Source organism: Bacillus sp. LJBS06 (assembly GCF_016924995.1).
In the GTDB taxonomy this organism is placed as follows: Bacteria; Bacillota; Bacilli; order Bacillales; family Bacillaceae; genus Bacillus; species Bacillus stercoris.
In genome coordinates, this window is record NZ_CP070483.1 from 2727815 (window position 1) to 2750605 (window position 22791).

A 22791-nucleotide genomic window follows, 5' to 3' on the forward strand; every position below is an offset into this window, starting at 1 on the left:
AGATGTTTTATTGAGCCGAGTCTTTTTTCAATTCTTTCCCTTTCCATGCAAGCCAAATTTGTGCGGCAATGTATAGAGAGGAATAAACGCCTGTTAACAGCCCGATCAATAAAGCAATTGAGAAGTTTGTAATAGAAGATGCTCCAAAGATCAGCAACGTGATAACAACGATCACGACAGTTAATACAGTGTTAATAGATCGTGTAAAGGTTTGCTGCAGGCTCAGGTTTACAATATGGTTCAGGTCGGCAAATGTTTTCGGCTTGCGCTTTTTCATATGCTCGCGAATCCTGTCAAATGTAACAATTGTATCGTTAATCGAATACCCGATAATCGTCAAGACGGCCGCAATGAACGTAACATCTACCTCCAGCCTTGTAATACTGAAGAACGTGACGATAAAGAATGCGTCATATAGCAGTGAAGCGATTGCGGCAATCGCCATTTTGTATTCGAATCGGATTGAAACGTAAATGATGATGCCAATAGAAGCTATAGCAACTGCGTACAGCGCATTTCTTGCCAGCTCTTTGCCGACTGTCGGTGAAACTGTGCTGACATTCGGCTCTGTCCCGTATTTGTCTTTAAAGTACGTTTTCACTTTGGCAATCGTTTCTTTATCAGGCACTCCAACAAAACGGGCAACACCGACATTGCTCTTTTCGCCTGACAGAACAACAGTATCAGGGTCCATGCCCAGAGATTCAAAATCCTTCTCAACTTGCTCTGTCGTCAGCTTATGGTCACTTTGCACTTCTATCCGTGCACCGCTTGCGAAGTCAATGCCAAGATTCAGCTTGAACACAAGCAAGATAATAATCCCGGCAATCGTGACCGCACTGGAGAAAATAAAGAAATATTTGCGTTTGCTCGTGAAATCCCATTTTTGGAACGGCGTATGCGGCTCTGTATTTTCGTCCGTATCCTGAATATCCATAATATGCTTCTTATTAACGCCAAACCAGCCTTTTTTCCGATCAAGCCATCTGCTTTCCACAAGGAGAGCGAGTAGAAATCTTGATAAGAAAACGGCAGTGATAAAGCTTGTCAAAATCGATAGGATCAGCATTGTCGCAAACCCTTTAACAGAGCTTGTCCCAAAGATAAAGAGCACAACCGCGGCAATAATCGTTGTAATATTCGCGTCAAAAATTGTCGCAAATGACCGTCTGTTTCCTGAACGGAAGGCAGAGCGAACTGACTTGCCTAGCTTAAGCTCTTCTTTAATCCGCTCATAGGTAATGATGTTGGCGTCAACCGCCATCCCTACCCCTAAAATGAGCGCGGCAATCCCCGGAAGCGTAAGTACAGCATTCATCCAGTCAAAGACCTGGAGTGTAATGTAGATATAAACGGATAGCGTAATCACCGCGATAAATCCCGGCAGACGGTAATAGAAAAGCATAAATAAGAAAATAATTGCGATACCGATAATACCGGCAAACACCGTATCATGGAGAGCTTGCTGTCCAAATTGTGCGCCTACTGATGTCGAATACTTTTCAGTCAGTTTCACAGGAAGTGCACCAGCGTTTAAAATGCTGGCTAAATCTTTCGCTTCTTGAGCTGTGAAATGCCCTTCAATTTTTACATCAGTTGTATTTAGCTCCTGACTTACATTTGGAGCGGATACAAATTTAGGATGCTCTTTTTGAACTTCTTTCTTATAGGAATCACCTTTATCATAATCCAGCCAAATGACAAGCTGATTGTTTGGTGCCATTTTCATGACCTTTTTGGTCACTTCACCAAATTTATCAGCGTCTTTCAGTTTGATAGTGACAATCGGCTCGTTTGTTGTGCTGTCATATGTTTGTTTAGCTCCGTTTTCAACAAGATCAGCACCGTTTAACAGTTCCTTATCATTTGCATCTCTGAAAGAAAGCTGCGCTTCAGTTGCCAGAATTTCACGCGCTCTGTTTTGGTTTGTCACCCCAGCGAGCTGAACGCGAATCCGGTTATTTCCTTCAATTTGGATGTTCGGTTCGCTGACACCGAGAACATTGGCCCGGCGGTTCAACGCCTCTACTGTGCTGACCAGAACGTCTTTTGTGATTTTGTCACCTTTTTTTACAGGCTGTACATCATACAGCACCTCAAATCCGCCTTGCAAATCCAATCCTAACGTAATATTGTTCGCGGCAGGCTTCGTAAAGTAGCCCAAGCCCGTGCCGATCAATAAAACGAAAAGGAAAAACGCAATCAAGCGTCCTTTTTTCATTATGTATATCCTCCCTTAAACCTGTGCGAATCAATCTGCTATCTCAGCAGTTCTTCCAATGCTTCCTGTCCTTCTTCACTGCCCAGCCAATTAGACGTTTTGAATGACTCAACGGTTGCATAGTTCATAAATTCGCCAATTTTCACTGATAAAATATCACTCGCCAGTTCATAAATGTTCAGTTCCATTTTCTTTTTCCACTTCTTATTTGTTAAGTATGACCACAAACTTTCAAGTTCAACATCATCATACCCGAGAATCTTAAACTCTTCCAGTTTGCTGTAAAGAAACGGCCTGACGTGGTCTTTATATAGATCTGCGGGATGCTTCTCCATGAATTCCACGCTCCTTTTTTATTGTTTTTCATGAAGACTTGTCATGCTTGGACGATATATACGCATATCTTTATTGTATATGATTCCAGGTAGTTTGAGAAGGCAGGGGGTAAAAATGGCGAAACAGACGTTTTTAAAGGGCACTCTTATTCTTATCGCAGCAGGAATGGTTACAAGAATGCTCGGGTTTGTCAACCGGGTGGTTATCGCCCGTTTTATCGGTGAAGAAGGGGTCGGGCTTTACATGATGGCGGCGCCTACCTTTTTCTTGGCCACTACATTAACTCAATTCGGTCTGCCGGTCGCGATCAGCAAGCTTGTCGCTGAAGCCAGTGCGCGCGGAGATCATCAAAAAACGAAAAACATTTTAGTCATGTCTCTGACCATCACGGGAGTGCTCAGCCTCATCTTTACACCGCTGTTTCTGTTTTTCGCCCCGGTTATGGCTGAAACGATGCTGACAGATAAGCGAACACTGTACCCGCTTCTGGCCATTACGCCGGTTGTGCCGATTATTGCTATTTCGAGTGTGCTGAGGGGGTACTTTCAAGGAAAACAGAATATGAACCCGCTCGCTATGTCACAAGTCCTTGAACAGGTCGTCCGTATTTCACTCGTAGCTGTCTGCACGACGATTTTTCTCCCTTACGGAATTGAATATGCTGCAGCGGGGGCCATGCTTTCCTCAGTAGCAGGTGAGCTAGCATCCCTTCTTTATTTATTTGTTTGCTTTAAGTATAAAAAAACAATTAAAATCAGAAAGCATTTTTTCCAGTCAATTAAAAATGGAAAACAAACCTTTACCCAATTAATGAGCGTATCCCTTCCAACTACCGGGAGCCGCTTTATCGGAAACCTTTCTTGGTTTTTCGAGCCGATTGTCGTCGCTCAAAGCCTTGCCATTGCAGGTGTGGCGACAATTTCCGCAACAAAGCAATACGGTGAACTGACCGGCTTTGCCATGACTCTGCTGACTCTGCCCAGCTTTATTACATATTCTTTGTCGACCGCGCTTGTTCCTGCGATCAGTGAAGGAATGGAGCAGAAAAAATTGCAGGTGGTGGAATACCGCTTGGAACAGGCGATGCGTCTCTGTCTGCTCAGCGGAGGCATTTCGGTTGTTATTTTATTTGTATTTGCGGATGAACTGATGAGAGTGATGTACGGTTCCTCAAGCGCAGCTGTATTTATAAAAGTGATGGCCCCGTTTTTTTTGCTTTATTATTTCCAAGGCCCGCTTCAAGCTGTGCTGCAGGCGCTTAATTTGGCAGGAGCTGCGATGATGAACAGCTTAATCGGAGCGCTTGTCAAAACAGGTCTTATTTTTGTCCTAGCCACAAGGCCGTCTCTTGGCATTATGGGGGCGGCATTGGCCATTGTTACAGGCATGGTGCTCGTCACGCTATTGCATGCAGCAACTGTAAGCAAAGTGCTACCGATCAGCATTAAAATTAAGGAATACGCACTCAGCTTCGCTGTTATTGTGATTAGCGGATTCATCAGCTCCGCCATCAAACAATATATTCATTTTGGAGCATCTGAGGCTGTGAATCTCGCTGGATGGATTGCGGTGAGCACCGCTATTTACATTGCCCTCCTGCTCGTTTTCCGTTTAATTAAAAAAGATGAGCTTCGCCGCATTCCCATTATCGGACGTTTGATCATCCGATAATGGTCACGTACGGTGCCCATCTTTTTCATCAATAAATAATTCTCCGTCTGTAAACGAGCAAAATGAAATATCTGAAGGGTTTGTGTATCCGTGTTTTCGCAAATTTTCAAGCAGCCATTGTTTATCTTTACCGATTCTGTACAGGTTTTCGGTTTGAATGGAGCCGTCAAGGATGATTGGCAAATCGAGCTGCCGATGCTCTCCGCTATTTTCTTTCTTTACAATAGTCAGTTTGCCCGACGGTTCTAAAATGGCAAATGATACATCAGCTACTCTGTCGATACTATTTTCTCTGAGCTGAACCATTAAATCATCAAAATTATACCGCTGTGATCTCATGGCGTCTTCGTCAATTTTCCCATATTTAATAATTATGGTCGGCTTACCGTCAAGAAGCTGGCGGACTTTTCGGTTTTTTAAAGATAGGTATGCGAATGTCACTTGAATAACCATTAATACAAGCATTGGCAAAATGGTGTGAAACAAATGATCTTCTACGTTTTCTATGGCCAAAACGGCAATTTCAGCCATCATGATAAAGACAACGAGGTCTAAAATGCTAAGCTCCCCGATCTCCCGTTTGCCCATGAAACGAAAAATGATCAGTATCACAAAATACAATACGATTGTGCGAAACACAATAGTGAGAAGCTCTTCCATCATGCACCTCCGACTCGTCATAGGATGCAACAAAACGAACAATTTATGTAAGAAAAACCGATTGTATTTCATAAATCTTTTACGTCTAATTCAAGGGTTAAGGGAATACATTTTTACAAAGACGAGCCATCAGCATGTCTGACGGTTTTGTACAAAAAGAACAGAAGCCTTTTAATACAGGCAGAGAGGAGACAATCATGGAGGAAACGAAACAAGTTGGAAAAGGCATTCTTTACGGCTTAATCGCCATATTTTCAGCCATGCTCCTGACAAGTTTAGCGGTTTCACTTTTATTGACCGCAACCTCGCTGGAAGAGTCATCATTTAACTGGCTGATCACCGCTATCTCATTTCTCTCTTTATTTATTGGCGGATTCATTTCAGGCGGGAAAGGCAAGGAAAGAGGCTGGATGATTGGCGCATTGACTGCTTTAAGTTTTTCTCTGATTATTTTATTGTTTCAGTATTTAGGATTTGGAAAGACATTTACGGCAGAACAGCTGCTCTTCCATCTGGGGTTTTTAGGGGTGTGCATGCTGGGCGGGATTTTCGGCGTAAACATAAGGGGAAACAGGTCTTCCACATAAAAAAGAGCGGGCTCACCCGCTCTTTTTTTGTTTGCTATGTATAGCTCCTGCTGTTATTCAGCAGCAGAAACTTCTCTGATCGCGCGGCGGTCGAACGTAAGACGTGTGTTTTCACCAGTCTTAATTACGACTTTGCTCTCATCGATCGAGTCAACAGTACCGTGCAATCCCCCGATTGTCACTACTGAATCGCCTTTTTTCAGTTCTTCCTGCATTTGGCGTACAGCCTTTTGCTGCTTTTGCTGAGGACGAATCAGCAAGAAGTAAAGGACCGCAAACATTAAAATAATAGGAACCAATGTACCTAAAGTGCCAGTCATCATTTTCACCCCTTTCTGTAAGCCTGTTATGTTTATTTAGAAGCTTTTCGCATTTGGCTTGTTATAGCCGTAACGCTCAAAGAACTCTTCTCTGAAATCACCCAGACGATCCTCGCGAATAGCCTGTCTTACCTGCTCCATTAAGTGTAACAGAAAATGAAGGTTATGGTAAGTTGTTAATCGAAGGCCGAATGTTTCATTGCAGCGAATCAAGTGCCTAATGTACGCGCGAGTGTAGTTTTTACATGTATAGCAATCACACTCTTCATCAATCGGACGGAAGTCTCTTTCAAATTTCGCATTTTTCATATTGAGTCGTCCTTCAGCAGTAAACACTGTGCCGTTTCTTGCAATCCGTGTAGGCAGCACACAGTCAAACATATCGACCCCGCGGATCGCTCCGTCGATCAGTGCATCCGGAGAACCTACTCCCATCAGATATCTCGGTTTATCCTTCGGCAAGAGCGGTGTTGTAAATTCGAGTACACGGTTCATGACATCCTTCGGTTCACCTACAGACAATCCGCCTATAGCATATCCCGGAAAATCAAGGGAAATCAAGTCCTTCGCACTTTGTGTGCGCAGATCTTCATATTCTCCGCCTTGGACAATACCAAACAGCCCTTGTTCATCCTGACGATTGTGAGCATTCAGACAGCGTTCCGCCCAGCGGCTTGTCCGCTCAACTGACCGTTTCATGTAATCGTATTCTGCCGGGTATGGCGGACATTCGTCAAACGCCATCATAATATCGGAGCCGAGTGCGTTTTGGATCTCCATCGCTTTTTCCGGAGATAAAAACAGCTTGTCCCCATTTAGGTGGTTGCGAAAATGGACGCCCTCTTCCTCTATATTACGAAACTTGCTTAAAGAAAAGACCTGAAAACCGCCTGAATCTGTTAAAATGGCGCGGTCCCAGTTCATAAACTTATGAAGCCCGCCCGCTTCTTTGACAATATCGTGACCCGGACGCAGCCATAGATGATAGGTATTGCTTAAAATGATGCCCGCATCCATTGCTTTCAGCTCTTCAGGCGCCATTGTTTTGACTGTCGCCAGTGTGCCAACCGGCATAAAAACCGGCGTTTCAAAGGAGCCGTGAGGCGTATGCACTTTGCCCAGCCGCGCTCCTGTTTGTTTGCATTCTTTTATAAATTCATAGCGTATTGGTTGTTCAGCCACTTTTAATGAGGCCTCCTGTTCTCAAATTAGATAATCAGCATCGCGTCTCCGAAGCTGAAGAAACGGTATTCCTCTTCCACCGCATGGTTATAGGCACGCAGAATGTTTTCTCTTCCAGCAAGCGCGCTGACCAGCATAATCAATGACGATTTCGGCAAATGGAAGTTTGTAATCATTCCGTCAATGGCTTTAAATTCATAGCCTGGATAAATAAAAATAGATGTCCAGCCGCTCGATGCTTTAAATTGCCCGTCATGTTCCCCAGCAATCGTTTCAAGCGTGCGTGTCGAGGTCGTGCCGACAGAAATGATCCTGCCGCCATTTTCTCTTACTTTGTTTAAAGCCGCAGCCGTTTCTTCCGACATTTGATAAAACTCTGCATGCATATTATGCTCTTCCACTTCATCGGCACTCACAGGGCGAAATGTTCCAAGGCCAACGTGGAGTGTGATGAACTCAATTTGCACACCTTTATCTTTCAGCTGCTGTAAAATTTCTTCCGTGAAGTGAAGGCCTGCTGTAGGTGCAGCGGCAGAGCCGATTTCTTTTGAATACACGGTCTGGTAGCGCTCTTTGTCATCAAGCTGTTCTTTGATATATGGCGGAAGCGGCATCTCTCCAAGGGATTCCAGCACCTCGTAGAAAATACCGTCATATTGAAATTCCATTTTTCTGCCGCCATGCTCGAGCTCTTCCGTGCAAACTGCCTTCAATCTTCCGTCTCCAAATGTGACAACGGTTCCTATTTTCACCCGTTTCGCCGGTTTCGCAAGTGTTTCCCATTTATCGCCGGTTTCTTGTTTCAACAAAAGAAGCTCCACTTTCGCACCGGTATCCTCTTTTGTGCCGAATAACCGCGCAGGCAGCACACGGGTATTGTTCAGCACAAGACAATCTCCTTCGTTAAAAAAGCTGATAATGTGTTTAAACGAGCTGTCAGTCAGCTCTCCTGTATGTTTATCAAGCACCATCAGCCTTGAAGCATCGCGCTGCTCCAACGGTACTTGTGCAATTAAACGTTCCGGTAGTTCAAAATCAAATAAATCGACTTTCATGATAACTTCACCTTTATTCTAGTCTTTTGTTATTTCATTCTGCCGAAAAGATTAAGCAAAATTGATAATACCACACTTATGATAATACAAGTGACAACCGGGAAGAAAAACGTGACATTTCCTTTTTTCACAAAAATATCTCCCGGCAGCTTGCCGACAAAATGTAAAACTGCTCCGATGATAAGCAAAACAGCACCAAGAATCATCATGATCTTAGGAAACTCAGTCATATCGGGGAGCCTCCATTTGGAAATGATGATAAACGGCCGGTGTCACGATCCTTCCACGCGGCGTTCTTTGGATAAATCCAATTTGCAGCAGATATGGTTCATATACGTCTTCAATCGTATGCGATTCCTCGCCGATCGTAGCGGAAATCGTATCAAGGCCCACTGGCCCGCCGTTAAATTTTTCGATCATGCCCATCAACAGCTTATGATCAATATGATCCAAACCGAGACGGTCAACCTGAAGCCGCTCCAGCGCATCCTGAGAAATGTCTTCCGTAATCCGGCTGTCACCCAGGACTTGGGCGAAATCGCGCACCCTTCTCAGCAGGCGGTTCGCCACGCGCGGCGTACCTCTAGATCTCCTTGCAATTTCAAGAGCAGACGGTTTATCAATCTCAACCTCAAATACATCCGCAGTTCTCGTGACAATATCGGCCAGTTCTTCTTGTGTATAGTATTCAAGGCGTGACATGACGCCGAATCTGTCTCTTAAAGGAGCCGTCAATAGCCCTACCCTCGTCGTAGCTCCCACCAGCGTAAACGGCGGCAGGTCAAGCCGCACTGAGCGGGCAGAAGGGCCTTTGCCGATCACAATATCCAGGCAAAAGTCTTCCATTGCAGGATAAAGCACCTCTTCAATCGATCTGTGCAGCCTATGTATTTCATCAATAAATAATACATCTCCCGGTTCAAGCGCCGTTAATATAGCAGCCAAATCACCAGGCCTTTCAATCGCAGGCCCTGATGTCGTCCGCAATTCCACTCCCATTTCATTTGCAACAATGGAAGCCAGCGTTGTTTTCCCAAGTCCGGGCGGTCCGTACAGAAGAACATGATCCAGCGTCTCCTGTCTCATTTTCGCCGCATCTATAAACACGCGTAAATTTTCTTTCACCTTATGCTGTCCGATATACTGTGCCAGATTTTGCGGCCTCAGGCTTTGCTCTATTACTGATTCATGGTTGTCTGCTTCACTTGAGACGAGCCGTTCATCCATGAACATCACCTTACTTTAATAGTTTTTGTAATGCTTTTTTCACATATTGGTCTGTTGTCAGCCCAATTTCTTCTTTAAGGTGAGGAAGCACCTTTTTGATTTCTTTTTCAGCATATCCGAGAACCCTGAGGGCTTCAAGTGCTTCTTCGAGAGCCGTTTCCGCTGTTTGCTTTTCAAGCCTTTCTTCATGATTAAACAGATTTTCAATCATTTCAGGCACAACATCTGCCAGCTTTCCTTTTAAATCTAGAATAATCTGGCGTGCGGTTTTCTTTCCTACTCCAGGAAACTTGACCAAAAAAGCTTCATCCTCATTTTCAATTGCTTGGATGACCGCTCCCGGATCACCCGAGCCCAAGATGGCAAGTGCTCCTTTCGGCCCAATTCCGGTCACGTTTAACAGCTTTGTAAAGAGCGCCTTCTCCTCTCTCGTTGAAAAACCGTAAAGCGAAAAAGCATCCTCTCTGATATGATGATATGTAAAAATCGTTTCTTGGTTTCTCTCCTTATATATAAACGGATTCGGCGTAAAAATCTGATAGCCGATGCCTCCGTTCTCTATGACGATATATTGGGGAGATACATAATCAATCGTCCCTTTAACAAATTCAATCACGCACATTCACCTCTTTGACTGTTCTTCATTGTACCATAAAAACAGCCAAAGTCTTATAGAAAAGTTAACATACGTTCGCTTCTCTCTCATTCTTTCACGAAAAAAAAGACATGAATACATGTCTTCAATCAGATGACGTTACCCGCTGTATGTCTTAATATGTTCGATGACATCCTCAAACTCCGCTTTTGTCCGAAATGGAATGCCTTTCAACAGATTTTTTTGCATGTGGCTTTCCAGCCTTTCTAAATCAATTTGAAAAAAAGACTGAATGGGTTCGGAAGCTGGCTCAGGCCGCCCATGAAAAGTGGAAATCACTCCATTATCCGATACACCGATATACCCGTTCACTTTGCTGAGCGGAGAAATATCGTCCATTTGCTTCCGGAAGAGCACATATCCCTTTTTTTGTTCCACAAGCGTCCATCCGGCATAAGCCGCCCAAAAATCATCCATGGAAAGCACTTTTTCACGCTTATGCTCAATGCTGACATCGCCGTCCAAATACACCTTTTCAAGCTGCACATGCACCTGCAGCGGTTCATAGTGCTCCACTTCCGCGCCAAGCGCGCGGGAAGGAGCGCCTATTTGAAATACTGCGGCTGAGCAAAGAATGCCCAGCAAAAGATACGCCGTGCTGAATCGTTTCACCCTCTACACCTCTTTGCACACGTTTATGATTAGTTTGACCAAAGAGGCTACTGCTTAACCGTTTTATCAAAATTTGTCTGCACATTTTCCCTGATAAACCGTTCCTCCGTATACACCTCTGTTCCTTGCTCAGGAATTGTCAAGAATTGCGTCAGAAAAGCACTGAAAAAATACAATGCCGCAAAGATCCAAATTACGCCGCCTGCACCGAGCGGTCCAATGAAAAGGCTCACGATACCCGGCGCGATAAACGCACACAAACCAGATCCCAAATTCAACACTGACATGGCAGCGCCTTTATTATCAGGCGCAAGCGTCGGCAAAAGAGCGCTTAATGGAACGTAGCCGGCTAATGCCGCGCCGTAGCAGCAGGCGATCATCATCATCACCCAATACTGATGCCCGATCAGCTGAGGCGTGTAATAAAGCGCCAGCGTAAAAATGCCGCATCCGACACCGCCAAACCACATGACGGTATTGCGCCAGCCAAGTTTATCTCCAACTGCGCCAAAAATAAGATTAAACACAATATTCACAAAAAACAGCGTCCCCCAAATTTGCAGCCATTCCGAGACCGAATACCCGTAATGTGCTAAATAAGTCGGAAGAAAGATGGCAAACCCAAATTGTCCTATTGCATTAATCGTTTTGACCACTCCGCCGATGCCGACCTTAGGGTTTTCAAACATAATTGTAAATGCCTTCGACAGTTCTTTCCATTTCGGCTGATCTTGTTTTTTTGCTGGGGTAAATTTTTCTTTGTTAAAAAATAAGGCCAGAAATCCGCCTGCCGCCACAAACAGCAATGCACTCCAAAGCGTATTGATTTCTCCAAAGGCAGGAACCGCATAGCTGGAATAGAACGGGCCGAGTACGTTAAGGCCGCACGTAAACATAAACCAAAACCAGCCGACAGCTTTTCCGAGAATTTTTTGAGAGGTGCTGTATGATACCCACACGAGAAAAGAGTATGCAAACAGCGGATATCCCAAGCCTCTAAGGGCATAGCTGCCTAAGAGAGCCGGATAATACATATGAGGAATCGCCCAGCCGATAAAAGCGGCCGAACCGAGGATAAACGCAAGCAATCCGATCGTCATCGTTTTTCTCGGCCCCCACGTTTGCACAAACGTTCCTGAAAGCCAAGCCGAGATGGTGACAGCAATGCCGTACATGGTAAATAACGATGCGGATTGCTGCATACTGAGACCATGATCCACGAGAAAAGGAGACAGCCAGCCTTGTTCGAGGCCGTCTCCAACCATAAAGATGACAACGCCAATATAACCCCAAACCATGTGAGAAGGAATTCCGATTTTGTTCAAAACATTTCCTTTAGCATGTACTGTATTCATTTTCTCCACCGCCTACTTAAAGTATCAATGGAGTATATACCCAAGCTTGCGGAATTGTAATCCTTTTTGATTAAAAAGCGATTTTTTCAGTGTGCTCAATACTGACAGGCATGCCAAAAGCAAGCGATTGCTGTGCTGCTCTTGCAATCCGTTCGGCCTGTAAACCGTCATTGCCGGTGCAGGCAGTCTCCTGATTTGTGCCGATCGCTTCTGCAAAACGGAGAATCTCCTCCTCATACGCATCCTTATAGCGTTCAAGGAAAAAGAAATGCGGTTTATCCTTCATCACAAAATCAGCGGTTGACACTTCAACCGTCGTCGGCCTGCTATTGTCCGCCGCTGCAGAGCCTTTCGTCCCGAAAACTTCTACCCGCTGGTCATATCCGTACACTGCTTGGCGGCTGTTATCAATCACGGCCATGGCACCGTTTTCAAAAGTCAGCGTAATAACAGCTGTATCAATATCCCCAAGCTCCGCAAAAGAAGGATTCACCAGAGCCGCCCCTTTTGCATACACTTCTGTCACTTCGCTTCCCATAATATATCTGGCCATATCAAAATCATGGATTGACATATCCATAAACAAGCCGCCTGACATACGGACATAATCTATATTCGGGGGTTCTGGGTCCCGAGACGTGATTTTTAATAAGTGAGGTGTACCGATTTCACCATTTTCAACAACTGTTTTGATTTTCTTAAAATGAGGATCAAAGCGGCGGTTAAAACCGACTTGAAGTGTTACTCCATGTTTCCGGACGGCCGCAAGCGCTTCTCTTGTTTCATCTAGAGAGAAACTAACTGGCTTCTCACAAAAAATATGCTTTTTCGCTTCGGCTGCTTCTCTGATCATCTGAGCATGTACGGCTGTAGGTGAGCAAATAAAAACAGCATCAATTTCAGGATCATGTAATAAATCACGATAATCAGAAGTTATGTATTCAATCTGATGACTGTCGGCCCAGCTTTTTATACGGCTCGCCTGAATATCAGAGATTGCTTTTAATTTCATGTGAGGAATCCGGCTTATATTTTGAACATGAAGTTTGCCGATGCGGCCTGCACCGATAATCCCTGTCACAATCTGTTTTGTCATCGCATGTTCCCCCTTGAATATTCACGAAAGCGCTTTATTTAAAATTAATACTATCCCATTTGTAAGCGCTTTTCAAGAATGGAAATAAACGCTCTATGTCTCTTTTATCACAATTTATGCTTATAAGTAGCCTTCTTCTCCAAGACCAGATACACTAGAATTAGGCTCTTTTTCCTGAACAGTTTATGATTTTCCTATAAACGACTGCATAAAATAGAGCAAAGAAGGTGAATGAAATGCTGACAAAAGCAGAGGAACTGGCCCATTCAGTCATATACCGCAAAAACAGCAGATTTGATAAAGTCAAAGAGAAATCCGAGGAATTAACACTAATCGGCAAGGGTAGAAGCGCCTATGTGTTTGCCTTAACAGAAGGCGGCCGGAAAATGGCGCTGAAAGTATTTTTTCCGGAGTATCAAGCGACAGCAGTCAAAGAAGCCGCGATCTATGAAAAATTAGCCGGGTCCGCATTCTATCCTGACATTTACGAAACTGGCGATTCATTTATTCTTATGGAATATATTAAAGGTGAAACCTTTTATAACTGTCTGAAGAAAGGCATTGCAATCAGTGATAACATGATTCAGCAGGTTGAAGAAGCGCTTTCTGACGCCCGGGCAGCCGGACTGAACCCGTCAGACATTCATTTGCGGAATCTGATATTGACAGAAACCGGAGCGGTGCGGGTGATTGATGTTGCGAGATTTGAGCAGACAAAAACATGCACGCAGTGGGACGACTTAAAATCAGCATATCATTCACTCTACAAAAAACCGATATTCCCCAAAAAGATTCCGGGTTTTTGGCTGGAGATCATCGCATTTTTATATAAGAAAGATTGGTTTCAAAGGCATTTCGCACAGCGGAAAAGAAAGTATTCTTAAATCAAAAAGGCAGCCGCTTGTGTGGCTGCCTTTGTTCTGTATGTTTACTATCTTACGGTAGAAATCAGTTTCATTTGTTCAGGCGACAGCTTAATTCGATAGCCTCTCACAGTTAAGTAGACCGCTTCTGAGTCCTTCTCTCCGGAATGACAATACGTTTTCTTCATTTTCTGTCTCCCCTCACCCTTATTGGTTTTATTTCATCATATCATTGCTTTATTGAGTTAATTTTAAAGAAATGTAAAGATCATATGAATCCGATATATGGTAAAATGAGAGAAAAAAAGGGAGAGAGTCACATCAAGACACGCAGTAAAGTCCCGTTGATGTTTATGCTGCTGGTATTCTTTAGCGGCGCCGTTTATTGGATGTTATTTTCACTAAAAAACGTTCCGAAAGGAAACCTCGTCCAATCGGTTGAATCGCCTGACGGCAGCTATACGTTAAACACTTACGTATCCGAAAACACCTTAAGCTTAGATGCGGCCAGAGGTGAACTTGTAAATGAAAAAACACTTGTTAAGAGAACAATCTATTGGAATTATCCGGACAGCCGTCCAGCAGTGACATGGATCAATCACAACACAGTGAAAATCGGCAATCAGACATTACACCTCGATACTGATGAAACGTATGATTGGCGAAAAGATGATCATTGGATCCGTGAAGAACCGCCTCAGGCACAAGTGAGGTGACGATACATGAATAAGAAAAACAAGCAATTGTGATCGCTTGTTCTTTTATATACGGATTGACTGAACTAGGCTAATTGTTGCAAGAATTTTATAACAAATGCCCTAAGTCGGCCTCTGCAGAAAAACGCAGCGTAATCGATACGCCGCGTTTTTTCTTTTTTCCTTCCTCTTCTTATTGATAATTATCAGTCATATAATGTGACAAATCGATTGTAGAAATAGTTCGATTAGCCCAAAATCCTTTTTATACATGTATTCGAATGGAAGTGAGGAGGAAGCTTGATGGCAGATATTGTTGCTAGTTTAAACGCGATCTTATGGAGTACCCCCGTCATTTATATTTTATTGGGAATTGGATTGATCTTTTCAATTATGACCCGTTTTTTACAAGTCAGACATTTGAAAGAAATGATTGTTCAGATGTTTAAAGGAAAGAGCTCTGAAGCTGGCGTTTCTTCTTTTCAAGCATTATCAATTGCGCTGTCCGGCCGAGTGGGTACAGGAAACATCGCAGGAGTGGCGACAGCAATTGCATTCGGCGGACCCGGCGCTGTGTTCTGGATGTGGGCGATTGCCTTTATCGGGGCGGCGAGTGCCTTTGTTGAATCAACGCTTGCCCAAATTTATAAAGTGAAACAAGACGGTCAATATCGGGGCGGCCCTGCTTATTATATAGAAAAAGGCTTAGGCATTAAGTGGTTTGCCGTCTTATTTGCCGCTGCTGCGCTGATTGCAATGGCCCTTCTGATGCCGGGCGTACAGTCCAACTCCATTGCGGCCGGGGTCAAAAATGCATTCGGCATCTCTCCTTTCATTACAGGGTGTGCTCTCGTTTTATTATTAGGGTTTATTATTTTTGGCGGCGTCAAACGAATTGCTAATGCGGCGCAAATGATTGTTCCTTTTATGGCCCTTGGATATATCCTGCTGTCTTTGATTATTATTGTCATGAACGTGTCTGAATTGCCTGCTGTGATCTCGTTGATATTCAAAAGCGCTTTTGCATTGGATTCCGCTTTTGGCGGCTTAATTGGCATGGCGATTTCCTGGGGTGTTAAACGTGGGATTTACTCAAACGAAGCCGGCCAGGGAACAGGGCCGCATCCGGCAGCCGCTGCAGAAGTTTCTCATCCGGTCAAGCAGGGGCTGGTTCAGGCATTTTCTGTTTATATCGACACCTTGTTTGTATGTTCCGCTACAGCTTTCATGATCTTGTTTACCGGTATGTACAATACCCAGGCTGCAGATGGTTCCTTTATCGTCCATCACCTTAAAGGCGTAGAAGCAGGACCTGGTTTCACACAAGCGGCAATTGACAGTGTTCTCCCCGGATTTGGTGCAGGCTTTGTTGCCATCGCTTTATTCTTCTTCGCATTTACAACAATTATGGCGTATTACTATATCGCAGAAACAAATATTGCTTATTTAGCACGGGGCAGAGAAAGCAAATGGGCAATGCTCGGCTTAAAACTGATTATTTTAGCCGCCACGTTCTATGGGACTGTGAAAACAGCTTCACTTGCTTGGGCATTGGGCGATGCAGGGCTTGGCATTATGGTATGGCTGAATGTCATTGCCATTGTGCTGCTTGCCAAACCGGCGCTTCTCGCTTTAAAGGATTATGAACGCCAAAAGAAGCAGGGCTTAAACCCGGTCTTTGATCCGAAAGCGCTGGGTATCAAAAACGCTGATTTCTGGGAGAAAGAATACACTAACGAAAATGAACGTGTCTCTTAAACAAACTAAAAACCGGCCCGATATGACATCGTGCCGGTTTTTTATGAGCGATAATTTGTATACACTTCTTGAACATCATCATCATCTTCAAGGATGTCTATTAATGTTTCCAGTTTCTCAACAGCCTGGTCATCGGCATCTGCATAGGTTTTGGGGAGCATGGTCACCTCCGCTGAAGAAATTGGATATTTCGATTTGAGCGCTGTTTTTACCTCTTCAAAATGCTCAGGCTCTGTTAAAACCTCATATAGGTCTTCTTCAGCCCGCAGCTCTTCTCCTCTTGCTTCCAGCACATCAAGCATGAGTTCATCTTCTTCTATTTGCTGTTTAGTCCGGTCTATCGTAATGAATCCCTTCCGTTCAAATAAAAAGGCTACACATCCGCTTTCTCCCAGGCTTCCGCCATTTTTATTAAAGGCAGTTCGCACATTTGACGCCGTTCGGTTTTTATTATCTGTTACGCATTCAACCATGACGGCAATCCCTGAAGGACCGTAGCCTTCGTAGGTGATTTCTTCATAGCTGCTTCCATCTTGGCCTCCCGCAGCTTTTTTAATGGCCCGGTCTATATTTTCATTTGGCATATTGGCGCCCTTTGCTTTTTCGATAACAAGACGCAATGCTGAATTTGCTTCCGGATCCGCTCCGCCTTCTTTCGCTGCCACATAGATTTCTTTCGCAAGCTTCATAAATATTTTCCCGCGCTTTGCATCCTGTGCATTTTTTCTCTTTTGTATGTTTTTCCACTTTGAATGGCCTGCCATGTTTTCACCTGCTTTTCCTTTTTCTATGTACACTTTAATGGGTATTATTCGCTGATGCAAAGAAAAAGGCTGCCGAATATCACTATCTTCCGGCAGCCTTTCATCTTTAGCGGGTGTTCATTTTATGAAGTCTTCTGAACAGCCCTTTATCTGTCGATATTTGGACGTCACGGCCATTCGCATAGTTGCGAGCAGCTTTTGCGACATTATCTCTGTCAGACTTTGTGAAATCCCTGTGGCTTCTGACTGCGACAACTACTCGGTCATCCGATACCATCACTTGTGTGTCATTGACGTTTTTCACTTGTTTCACACGGTTGGCAATTTTGGCCGCCAGTCTTCTGTTTTCTTGGTTGTCATACCCGTTGTACGCCACATTCCGATTCATGTTTCGGTTATTCGTGTTGTTATATGTTCCATCAGTAGCCAGAGGAACGCGATCGTCGGCAGTAACACGGTCACGGTTATTTACATTCGTGGTGTTTCGGTTACCGTCGTTCTGATCCTCCATTAATTCAGAAACAGGACCATCGTGGTCGATTCCGTCTCCCTGTCTGTCAGCATCGTTTTCATTTGTATAATATCCGATTGGACGGGTATTGCCGTTATTGCGCGTATCATTCATCGCATTATTATCGTTTGCTCCGCATGCTGTTAAGCCGGCTGTCATAAGAATCAAGCTAGCGATCGTCATTTTTTTACCCAATGGAAAAACCCCCCGTGGACGAATTGAGCATGTTTGCTCGTTTTTATCATGTGCGTCCGGGGGGCATGTTAAGCGTGTCAGTTCTGTCCATTTGGCAGTGATCTGCTTGAAAACAAAAAAAGGAACGATTTACATCGTTCCGAACGATCACTCATTTTCTTCTTCCGGCCGGCCAAACATTTGGTTTACAGAAGGCTGATTCGTCATTGGCATAGAAACTCCTGCCGAATATGGGTTTGGATTTGGGTTAGCTGTGCCATATGGCATATTAGGACTTCCATAAGATCCCAGTCCCGAGTGGCCAGGCGCAGAGAAATATGGCTGATGATCACCGTCACAGCCGCAGTCGTCATGATCTTTGTACGGCATGTAACCAGGAGCCGCAGCAGGCTGGTACGCTCCCATTACTTGGGGAGTGCCATAATAAGGGCCATAAGGCATATGTCCATACGGAGATCCATAAGCCGGAGATGCGTAATGCGGATCACCGTATGAACCGTAATGTCCGTGGTGGCTGTTTTCATGATGCTGGTTTTCATAACCCGGATCATACTGAGGCGATACAAAGCCTGGCTGGTATCCATGCATCGGATACATTGGATAAGCTTGTGCAGGATAGTACGGATAGCATAATCCGGATCCTGGAAGAATTGGCGAAATAGGCACCGGACACGGTACAAAATGAGCCGGATAATGAAAATAAGGCTGAACAGCCGGCATATTCGGAACTGTGTGATGAACGTTTTCTTCTTCTACACCGCCTACTTCTGGCGCCTTTGGCATATTAGGCATATTCGGATAATTTGCATTTTCCATATTACTCATAGCCTCCTGTTGTGGAAATTGATCTTGCATATGATACATATGATCTATATTTCCGTCATGATGTTTTTTCGGCTCCTCCGGTTTAGGAGGCGACCAAGGCTGGAAAAGCTGTTTCATATCATAATACTCGTTCACATCAGCTTCAGGATACACATTTTCCTGCAAATTAGGCATCGGCGGGACATACGGCACAGACTTCTTTTCTTTCGGCTTTGTGTCTTCTACGTCGACAACGGATTTAGGCTTCTCTTTCGCATATGGATGTTCTTGCTTCACATTCCCGGCCGCAGGACTTTTGCCCGCTTTTGGCTCTTTTCTGACCGGGACGCCTTCTGACGGCACTTTTATTTTCATTCCAGGCATGATTAAGTCTGGATTACTAAGCTGTGTATTGAGTTTTTTCACTTCCTCAACATCGACTCCGTACTTTTCAGCTATTTTCCAGAGCGAATCGCCTTTTTGAACGATATGGATTTTCAACGTTTTCCCCTCCTATGCAAAACGTGAACAGTTCAGCTGTGCTTACAATATGTTTCTTCACAACATATGCCTGAACAAAAGAAGTTATGAGTACAGGAAGGGAAATATTTCTGATCTACGTGATCGAAAGCATTCGATTCAGGGCAAGGAGTGCATCCTCCTGAATGGCTTTTGGCACCTTAATGACGCCTGAAGGCTCTCCTTTTTCAATTTGTTCCAACGACCACAACAAATGCGGCAGATCGATTCGGTTCATTGTCAGGCAAGGGCACATGTCAGGGTTGAGTGATTCGATTTGTTTATCAGGGTGCTCATGAATGATCCGCTGGACAAGATTCATTTCTGTCCCGATTGCCCACTTGCTTCCCGCCGGAGCCTGGTTGATTGTGTCGATAATATATTTAGTTGATCCGCTATCATCGCTTAGTGTCACGACTTCGTGGGAGCATTCCGGGTGCACAATGATGTGAATGTCGGGGTCACGCTCTCTCATATCATGGATATTTTTAGTGGTGAATTTCTCATGAACAGAACAATGCCCTTTCCACAAAATCACTTTCACATTCGTATGCTCGGATTCAGTCACTAATTCATCTGTAATCGGGTCCCACACCGCCATATCTTCAAGCGCAATGCCCAGATCATAAGCCGTATTTCTCCCTAAATGCTGATCAGGCAAAAATAAAATTCTTTTTTTCTGTGTAAACGCCCATTCAAGCACTTTTTTCGCATTCGAAGAAGTCACAGTTGCTCCGCCATGCTTTCCGACGAATGCCTTGATCTCCGCAGTGGAGTTCACATAAGTTAAAGGTATGATCGTATCTCCAAATATATGCTGAAGCTTCTCCCATGCCCTATTGGTTTGCTGCATGTCAGCCATGTCAGCCATAGAACATCCAGCTCTCATATCTGGCAGGACAACCGTTTGCTGCTCGCCTGTCAGCATATCAGCGGTCTCTGCCATAAAGTGAACGCCGCAAAATACAATGTAATCCGCTTCTTTGTTTTTTTCCGCTACTTGGGCCAATTGCAGGGAGTCGCCGGTTTGGTCAGCAAATTGTATCACTTCATCCTTTTGATAATGATGGCCTGGTATAAAGAGCCTGCTGCCGAACTTTTCCTTAATGGCAGCAACACGCATTTCCATATCCTTTCTTGACAGTCCTTTGTAACTTTCCGGCATCATATCATTCGATTGTTTGATCACATCAAGAATTGACATAACGGCATTCCTCCACAGATTCATTTGATAACGTAACATCCATGCTGATATCTAAACTTTTGACGGAATGAGTCAGAAATCCTAAGGAAATATAATTCACACCCGTCCCTTTAAAAGCAGGCAAAGATTCTAACGTAATCCCGCCAGAGGCTTCAGTTTTTATATGATCCGGTGTGAGCTTTGAAAAATGACGGACCGTATCTGGCGGACAGTTGTCAAACATAATAACATCTGCTCCTGCTTCAATTGCTTCTCGAAGCTGGTCCTCCGTTTCAATTTCCACTTCGATATTTACCATGTGCCCCACGGCCTGACGAGCTTTCTGGCATGCCTCTAAAATAGAGCCGCATGCAGCAATATGATTGTCTTTAATCATGACACCGTCATACAAGCCGAATCGATGATTATACCCGCCACCCGCTCTGACAGCGTATTTTTCCAGCATTCTCAGCCCCGGTGTTGTTTTTCTCGTGTCACAAATTTTAATCTGTTCATCATCCAGCCTGTGGACAGCCTCTCTTGTCATCGTCGCAATTCCTGACAGCCTCTGAATAAGATTTAATACGACCCGCTCTCCTGAAAGAAGCGCTGCCGCCGGACCTCGTAATACTGCAATCACTTCACCTTTTCGCAAAATGTCCCCATCTTTTTTGTGTAAAATGATTTGAACATTTTTATCTAATAAAGCAAAGCCTTCTTTTATCACCGCAGCCCCTGCAAAGATCCCCTCTGACTTTGCAACAATCTCCGCTTCACAGCTCTGCTCTCCAAAAATAGACTGCGATGTAAGATCCCCTGACCCAATATCCTCAAGAAAAAAGTGATTCAGTAATTTTTTCAGCTGTAAATGATTCATTGTTCCAAATCCCCTCGTTTATTCTGATCTTCGTTCCTTTTTTTGTATGGACAATTTGTCTTCCCTGCCAGCTCACCTCAGCATGAGGAAAATCGGTGCGGAAGTGTGCCCCCCTGCTTTCCTCCCGTAAAAGCGCAGAAAACGTCATCAGCTTTGCAGTTTGCCATAAATGAGAAAGCTCCAGCTGCCGAATTGTGATATCCTTCACATTCATTTTTTGAAAAGGCAGCGTATGAAGCCAGATGCTAAGCTCAATCAAACTGCTTTGTTCCCGCAGAATAGACATGTGGCTTGTCATTTTGCTTTGCAGTTCATGCACCTCTATATCCGGCACCTCGTAGAATACGTTTTTGGGAGTCGCTTGATATTGCCTGTTATAAACCGGTTTTTGCATAATATGCTCTGCTGCTCTTTTTCCAAACACCAGCGCCTCCAATAAGGAATTGCTCGCAAGCCGGTTTGCTCCATGTAAACCAGAGCATGCAGTCTCGCCAATCGCATAAAGCCCCGGTACTGTCGTTTCTCCCCAGCGATTAACTGAAACACCTCCCATTAAGAAGTGCATTCCCGGAGCAACAGGGATTTTTCCACTATGGATATCAACCCCTGCTTTTTCACAAATGGCGGTGATGGTAGGGAAACGCGCTTCAAAATCAGAAATCGCACTGAAGTCAATATAAACGTGATTTCCTTTTGCCATTTCCTCATGAATAACCCGTGAGACAACATCCCTTGGAGCCAGGTCACCTAAAGGATGCCGTTCAGCCATAACCCGGCGGCCGTTTTCGTCTACTAAACATCCGCCTTCCCCTCTGACAGCTTCTGAAACAAGCCCATAGGAAACACCATTTTTCACAAGCAGTGTCGGGTGAAACTGTGTAAACTCTAAATCCGTTACTTCCGCTCCGGCCCTGTAAGCAAGAGAAAGACCGTCACCTGTGACAGAGGGATCATTCGTATGATGAAGAAACAGGTTTCCGCAGCCGCCGGCAGCCAGCACAACTTCGTCTGCATGCCTTACCTTGAGCCGCCCCTTGCAGTCTTTTGTCATAACGCCGATACAGCGGCCATCCTCTATAAGCAACTCTGCTGCCGTTTCATGCTCGATTAACTTAATTTTGCTGTCGATCCGTTTGAGCAAATAATCGACAAGCAACCTGCCTGTTGCGTCTCCGCCCGCATGAAATATACGGTTGTATGAGTGGGCTCCTTCTCTTCCGAGACAAACATCGCCTCGTTCATTGCGGTCAAATGGAAATTCACGCTCCAATAGGCTTTGAATCATCATTTTTCCATCATGTAACACATCTGCTGCAATAGCTGGATTATTATGGCCGCACCCTGCGTATAACGTATCCTCCAGATGGGCTTCAATCGAGTCATCTTTTGTATAGGCCGCAGCAATCCCGCCTTGTGCATAGACAGAATTGCTGTTTTTGGCGCTTTTTTTTGTGATAACAGTCACTTCGTATGACGGCGGGAAAGCTGCCGCTAAAGAAAGTGCCGCCGCCCCTGAACCGATGACTGTAATCGTCTTTTTAGACATATGTCACCCTCCTGTTGTTTACACCTGTCTTGACACCTATATTTACACAAGGATAAAATAAACTCAAGAGTTTTTTATGGAGAACGGATGGAGGAAGAC

General features: G+C 44.4%; 24 protein-coding genes. 5 read left to right on the plus strand and 19 right to left on the minus strand.

Translation table 11 applies throughout. From position 1 onward, the window contains the following. Positions 1 to 7: 7 nt before the first annotated feature. The gene (secDF, locus tag JQX68_RS13920; RefSeq protein ID WP_014664814.1) at positions 8 to 2221 is read right to left on the minus strand and encodes a protein translocase subunit SecDF; all 2214 of its coding nucleotides are present in this window, start codon (positions 2219 to 2221) and stop codon (positions 8 to 10) included. Between the two features lie 38 nt (positions 2222 to 2259). Next, positions 2260 to 2556, minus strand: a complete 297-nt coding sequence (gene comN, locus JQX68_RS13925; RefSeq protein ID WP_014664815.1) for a post-transcriptional regulator ComN — start codon at positions 2554 to 2556, stop codon at positions 2260 to 2262. Positions 2557 to 2671: 115 nt separating this feature from the next. Between comN and spoVB the strand changes: the two genes are divergently transcribed. Continuing rightward, positions 2672 to 4228, plus strand: coding sequence for a stage V sporulation protein B (gene spoVB, locus JQX68_RS13930; protein ID WP_147772308.1), 1557 nt, complete (start codon positions 2672 to 2674; stop codon positions 4226 to 4228). A 3-nt stretch (positions 4229 to 4231) separates the two neighbouring features. On the opposite strand, the gene JQX68_RS13935 is transcribed toward spoVB, so the two are convergent. Further along, positions 4232 to 4888, minus strand: a complete 657-nt coding sequence (locus JQX68_RS13935; RefSeq protein WP_147772447.1) for a DUF421 domain-containing protein — start codon at positions 4886 to 4888, stop codon at positions 4232 to 4234. Between the two features lie 197 nt (positions 4889 to 5085). Between JQX68_RS13935 and JQX68_RS13940 the strand changes: the two genes are divergently transcribed. Then, a complete protein-coding gene (locus JQX68_RS13940) occupies positions 5086 to 5475 on the plus strand; it encodes a TIGR04086 family membrane protein (RefSeq protein ID WP_032728255.1) in 390 nt (129 codons plus the stop codon). A 53-nt stretch (positions 5476 to 5528) separates the two neighbouring features. Here JQX68_RS13940 and yajC read toward each other — a convergent pair whose 3' ends face one another. The 9 genes from yajC to iolG form a co-directional block, all read right to left on the minus strand. Then, positions 5529 to 5795 (minus strand): preprotein translocase subunit YajC, encoded by a 267-nt coding sequence (yajC, locus tag JQX68_RS13945; protein WP_003237527.1) that lies wholly within the window; start codon positions 5793 to 5795, stop codon positions 5529 to 5531. Between the two features lie 36 nt (positions 5796 to 5831). Continuing rightward, a complete protein-coding gene (gene tgt, locus JQX68_RS13950) occupies positions 5832 to 6977 on the minus strand; it encodes a tRNA guanosine(34) transglycosylase Tgt (RefSeq protein WP_014664820.1) in 1146 nt (381 codons plus the stop codon). 26 nt (positions 6978 to 7003) lie between these two features. Continuing rightward, complete coding sequence (queA, locus tag JQX68_RS13955; protein ID WP_069149980.1) at positions 7004 to 8032, minus strand: tRNA preQ1(34) S-adenosylmethionine ribosyltransferase-isomerase QueA; 1029 nt, start codon at positions 8030 to 8032, stop codon at positions 7004 to 7006. Between the two features lie 29 nt (positions 8033 to 8061). Beyond that, on the minus strand, positions 8062 to 8262 hold the full coding sequence (locus tag JQX68_RS13960) for a DUF2905 domain-containing protein (protein ID WP_014664822.1): 201 nt from the start codon (positions 8260 to 8262) through the stop codon (positions 8062 to 8064). Further along, a complete protein-coding gene (gene ruvB / locus JQX68_RS13965) occupies positions 8255 to 9259 on the minus strand; it encodes a Holliday junction branch migration DNA helicase RuvB (protein WP_014664823.1) in 1005 nt (334 codons plus the stop codon). Before ruvB ends, JQX68_RS13960 begins: the two co-directional genes overlap by 8 nt. Positions 9260 to 9269: 10 nt before the next feature. Next, a complete protein-coding gene (gene ruvA / locus JQX68_RS13970; protein WP_014664824.1) occupies positions 9270 to 9875 on the minus strand; it encodes a Holliday junction branch migration protein RuvA in 606 nt (201 codons plus the stop codon). A gap of 138 nt (positions 9876 to 10013) precedes the next feature. Then, positions 10014 to 10526: a sporulation cell-cell signaling protein BofC gene (gene bofC, locus JQX68_RS13975; RefSeq protein WP_040082284.1), complete on the minus strand. Its 513-nt coding sequence runs from the start codon at positions 10524 to 10526 to the stop codon at positions 10014 to 10016. Positions 10527 to 10573: 47 nt separating this feature from the next. Next, complete coding sequence (locus tag JQX68_RS13980) at positions 10574 to 11881, minus strand: MFS transporter (protein WP_147772309.1); 1308 nt, start codon at positions 11879 to 11881, stop codon at positions 10574 to 10576. Positions 11882 to 11951: 70 nt separating this feature from the next. After that, complete coding sequence (gene iolG / locus JQX68_RS13985) at positions 11952 to 12977, minus strand: inositol 2-dehydrogenase (protein ID WP_014664827.1); 1026 nt, start codon at positions 12975 to 12977, stop codon at positions 11952 to 11954. Between the two features lie 236 nt (positions 12978 to 13213). On the opposite strand from iolG, the gene JQX68_RS13990 reads away from it, so the two are divergent. Then, positions 13214 to 13861, plus strand: a complete 648-nt coding sequence (locus JQX68_RS13990; RefSeq protein ID WP_014664828.1) for a phosphotransferase — start codon at positions 13214 to 13216, stop codon at positions 13859 to 13861. Positions 13862 to 13908: 47 nt separating this feature from the next. Here the strand turns inward: JQX68_RS13990 and JQX68_RS13995 are convergent, their stop codons facing one another. Beyond that, entirely contained in the window at positions 13909 to 14028 is a 120-nt protein-coding gene (locus tag JQX68_RS13995) for a hypothetical protein (RefSeq protein WP_014664829.1), read from the minus strand. Between the two features lie 201 nt (positions 14029 to 14229). Between JQX68_RS13995 and JQX68_RS14000 the strand changes: the two genes are divergently transcribed. Then, positions 14230 to 14556: a DUF5412 family protein gene (locus JQX68_RS14000; RefSeq protein ID WP_231560773.1), complete on the plus strand. Its 327-nt coding sequence runs from the start codon at positions 14230 to 14232 to the stop codon at positions 14554 to 14556. 282 nt (positions 14557 to 14838) lie between these two features. Continuing rightward, a complete protein-coding gene (locus tag JQX68_RS14005; protein ID WP_147772310.1) occupies positions 14839 to 16293 on the plus strand; it encodes an alanine/glycine:cation symporter family protein in 1455 nt (484 codons plus the stop codon). Between the two features lie 41 nt (positions 16294 to 16334). Here the strand turns inward: JQX68_RS14005 and JQX68_RS14010 are convergent, their stop codons facing one another. The 6 genes from JQX68_RS14010 to nadB all read right to left on the minus strand — a co-directional run bounded on the left by JQX68_RS14010 (position 16335) and on the right by nadB (position 22692). Next, complete coding sequence (locus JQX68_RS14010; protein WP_147772311.1) at positions 16335 to 17057, minus strand: YebC/PmpR family DNA-binding transcriptional regulator; 723 nt, start codon at positions 17055 to 17057, stop codon at positions 16335 to 16337. A 106-nt stretch (positions 17058 to 17163) separates the two neighbouring features. After that, positions 17164 to 17763: a spore germination protein SgpA gene (gene sgpA, locus JQX68_RS14015; RefSeq protein ID WP_136654292.1), complete on the minus strand. Its 600-nt coding sequence runs from the start codon at positions 17761 to 17763 to the stop codon at positions 17164 to 17166. 147 nt (positions 17764 to 17910) lie between these two features. Continuing rightward, on the minus strand, positions 17911 to 19068 hold the full coding sequence (gene safA, locus JQX68_RS14020) for a spore coat assembly protein SafA (RefSeq protein WP_147772312.1): 1158 nt from the start codon (positions 19066 to 19068) through the stop codon (positions 17911 to 17913). 115 nt (positions 19069 to 19183) lie between these two features. Further along, positions 19184 to 20290 carry a quinolinate synthase NadA gene (nadA, locus tag JQX68_RS14025; protein ID WP_147772313.1) on the minus strand — a complete coding sequence of 369 codons (1107 nt, stop codon included), beginning with the start codon at positions 20288 to 20290 and terminating at the stop codon, positions 19184 to 19186. Further along, positions 20277 to 21146, minus strand: coding sequence for a carboxylating nicotinate-nucleotide diphosphorylase (gene nadC, locus JQX68_RS14030; protein ID WP_014664836.1), 870 nt, complete (start codon positions 21144 to 21146; stop codon positions 20277 to 20279). Before nadC ends, nadA begins: the two co-directional genes overlap by 14 nt. Next, the gene (gene nadB, locus JQX68_RS14035) at positions 21100 to 22692 is read right to left on the minus strand and encodes an L-aspartate oxidase (protein WP_040082275.1); all 1593 of its coding nucleotides are present in this window, start codon (positions 22690 to 22692) and stop codon (positions 21100 to 21102) included. The genes nadC and nadB overlap by 47 nt, the downstream gene beginning before the upstream one ends. Positions 22693 to 22791: the final 99 nt, after the last annotated feature.

What these genes read in the sequence shown, in the direction of transcription:
- secDF (WP_014664814.1), bottom strand. Translation starts at nt 2,221, where the DNA reads ATGAAAAAAGGACGCTTGATTGCGTTTTTCCTTTTCGTTTTATTGATC.
- comN (WP_014664815.1), bottom strand. Translation starts at nt 2,556, where the DNA reads ATGGAGAAGCATCCCGCAGATCTATATAAAGACCACGTCAGGCCGTTT.
- spoVB (WP_147772308.1), top strand. Translation starts at nt 2,672, where the DNA reads ATGGCGAAACAGACGTTTTTAAAGGGCACTCTTATTCTTATCGCAGCA.
- JQX68_RS13935 (WP_147772447.1), bottom strand. Translation starts at nt 4,888, where the DNA reads ATGGAAGAGCTTCTCACTATTGTGTTTCGCACAATCGTATTGTATTTT.
- JQX68_RS13940 (WP_032728255.1), top strand. Translation starts at nt 5,086, where the DNA reads ATGGAGGAAACGAAACAAGTTGGAAAAGGCATTCTTTACGGCTTAATC.
- yajC (WP_003237527.1), bottom strand. Translation starts at nt 5,795, where the DNA reads ATGACTGGCACTTTAGGTACATTGGTTCCTATTATTTTAATGTTTGCG.
- queA (WP_069149980.1), bottom strand. Translation starts at nt 8,032, where the DNA reads ATGAAAGTCGATTTATTTGATTTTGAACTACCGGAACGTTTAATTGCA.
- JQX68_RS13960 (WP_014664822.1), bottom strand. Translation starts at nt 8,262, where the DNA reads ATGACTGAGTTTCCTAAGATCATGATGATTCTTGGTGCTGTTTTGCTT.
- ruvB (WP_014664823.1), bottom strand. Translation starts at nt 9,259, where the DNA reads ATGGATGAACGGCTCGTCTCAAGTGAAGCAGACAACCATGAATCAGTA.
- JQX68_RS13980 (WP_147772309.1), bottom strand. Translation starts at nt 11,881, where the DNA reads ATGAATACAGTACATGCTAAAGGAAATGTTTTGAACAAAATCGGAATT.
- iolG (WP_014664827.1), bottom strand. Translation starts at nt 12,977, where the DNA reads ATGACAAAACAGATTGTGACAGGGATTATCGGTGCAGGCCGCATCGGC.
- JQX68_RS13990 (WP_014664828.1), top strand. Translation starts at nt 13,214, where the DNA reads ATGCTGACAAAAGCAGAGGAACTGGCCCATTCAGTCATATACCGCAAA.
- JQX68_RS13995 (WP_014664829.1), bottom strand. Translation starts at nt 14,028, where the DNA reads ATGAAGAAAACGTATTGTCATTCCGGAGAGAAGGACTCAGAAGCGGTC.
- JQX68_RS14000 (WP_231560773.1), top strand. Translation starts at nt 14,230, where the DNA reads ATGTTATTTTCACTAAAAAACGTTCCGAAAGGAAACCTCGTCCAATCG.
- JQX68_RS14005 (WP_147772310.1), top strand. Translation starts at nt 14,839, where the DNA reads ATGGCAGATATTGTTGCTAGTTTAAACGCGATCTTATGGAGTACCCCC.
- JQX68_RS14010 (WP_147772311.1), bottom strand. Translation starts at nt 17,057, where the DNA reads ATGGCAGGCCATTCAAAGTGGAAAAACATACAAAAGAGAAAAAATGCA.
- nadA (WP_147772313.1), bottom strand. Translation starts at nt 20,290, where the DNA reads ATGTCAATTCTTGATGTGATCAAACAATCGAATGATATGATGCCGGAA.
- nadC (WP_014664836.1), bottom strand. Translation starts at nt 21,146, where the DNA reads ATGAATCATTTACAGCTGAAAAAATTACTGAATCACTTTTTTCTTGAG.
- nadB (WP_040082275.1), bottom strand. Translation starts at nt 22,692, where the DNA reads ATGTCTAAAAAGACGATTACAGTCATCGGTTCAGGGGCGGCGGCACTT.